Consider the following 1,726-nt stretch of genomic DNA (forward strand, 5'->3'; position numbering starts at 1 on the left):
CCCGCCGATATACGCTGCGCGCGCCCCCCAAAGCGCCGCATCCATCTCCTGCGCCCGCCGGCTGCCGAACTCCAAAGCCGGTTCGTTCCCGAGAATATGCTTAATGCGCGACGCTTTCGTGGCGATGAGCGTCTGGAAATTGATAATGTTTAAAATAGCCGTTTCGATGAGCTGCGCCTCGGCGAGCGGCGCCTCGATGCGCATAATCGGTTCATTGGCAAACACCACTTCCCCTTCGCGCATCGAACGGACCGTGCCGGTGAAGCGAAGCGTCCGCAAATAGTCTAAAAAGTCGTCGCGGTAACCAAGTTCTTGGCGCAAATAGTCGATGTCGCTGTCAGAAAATCGGAACTGTTGCAAAAACTGAATGACACGCTCCAACCCAGCGAACACCGCATAGCCGTTGCCAAACGGCAACTTGCGGAAAAACACTTCAAACACAGCGCGGCGCTCATGCATACGATCTTCCCAATACGTCTCGACCATGTTGATTTGATATAAGTCCGTATGAAGCATCAAACTGTCATCGGCATATTTTTTCATGAATGTGCAACCTCCAACATACGAATGACTGCGCCGCCGAATGGAGAAAAAGAACGTTCATCGTCTATTCTATCATGTTTTCTCCATTATTCCACTATTTCTGCGCCTAGCGTATGGCGAAAATGGCGGAGCGCCCATTCGTGTCCCGCCGCGTCGAAGCTCGCGACCGCCCGCCGGTGGACGACGATGCGAAAGCCTTTATTGTATGCATCGACCGCCGTATGGAGGACGCAAATATCGGTGCAGCAGCCGACCAAATGCACTTCCGTGATGCCTCTCTCGCGCAATTTCAGCTCCAAATCGGTCCCGGCGAACGCGCTGTAGCGCGTTTTGTCCATCCAGTAGACGTTGTCTTTATGCTTATTTGCTTGATACACCTCTTCGAGCTCCCCGTACAGCTTTCGTCCCTCCGTCCCTTCAATGTTATGCGGCGGAAACAGCTTCGTTTCCGGATGGTAGTGATCTCCCGCCACATGTTTGTCAATGGCGAAGACAACAAAATCTCCACGATCGATAAACTGTTTCGTCACCCGTACAAGTTCTTCTTCAATCGCCTGCCCCGGCTTCCCGCATGTGAGCGCGCCATGATCGGCGATAAAATCGACGGTGTAGTCGATGTTAATGAGTGCTCTCTTCATGAAAATCCCTCCTGCGTGTTTGTCTAACAAACGGGTCTTGCTGTACATTGCCGCTGCTATACTTTTACTCTACTCCAGCATGCAAAATCTGGGCAAGCAGAAGATTGCATAAGAAAGCGAGCCGATGATGCAAAACTCGCCTTCCATCGCTCAGCGGAAAAGTGATTCCTTTCTGACGAATGGTTTTTACGAATATTTACAAAAACAGAAAGTAGGATATGCCGATATGATCCCCCTTTTTTTCAATATCGTTTTTTTGCTCGTGCTTCTTGCCGTCGGTTTATCCGTCGTCTTCCTGAATAAATTTGCGTCAAACCGGATTCGCATGATCAGCTACACTGAGCCTCTCCGTTGGGTGCCGTTCAACAATTATCAGCTGAATCAAATCAACAAAGCGGCGCAACCATAAGCGCAAAGCGAAAATCCCGCGCCTGCTTGAAGCAGGCGCGGGATTTTCACTGATCCGTCAGCTATTTTCCGCCGCTTTCGCCGCTTTCAGCTGACTGCGCAAAATGAGCGACTGGATGATCGAGAAGCAACCGCCG

At 51.1% G+C, this 1,726-nt stretch carries 1 protein-coding gene and 1 pseudogene; both read right to left on the bottom strand.

Annotated features, from left to right (window positions below; translation table 11 throughout):
- A pseudogene (locus tag VU18_RS19735) lies at positions 1–543 on the bottom strand (nicotinate phosphoribosyltransferase); the annotation flags it as partial.
- 86 nt (positions 544–629) lie between these two features.
- The gene (locus VU18_RS07860) at positions 630–1,181 is read right to left on the bottom strand and encodes a cysteine hydrolase family protein (RefSeq protein ID WP_014195912.1); all 552 of its coding nucleotides are present in this window, start codon (positions 1,179–1,181) and stop codon (positions 630–632) included.
- Between the last annotated feature and the right edge of the window lie 545 nt (positions 1,182–1,726).

Source organism: Geobacillus sp. ZGt-1 (assembly GCF_001026865.1).
GTDB classification, from domain to species: Bacteria; Bacillota; Bacilli; order Bacillales; family Anoxybacillaceae; genus Geobacillus; species Geobacillus thermoleovorans.

Coding starts and splice junctions, on each gene's coding strand:
- VU18_RS07860 (WP_014195912.1), bottom strand. CDS start 1,181: ATGAAGAGAGCACTCATTAACATCGACTACACCGTCGATTTTATCGCC.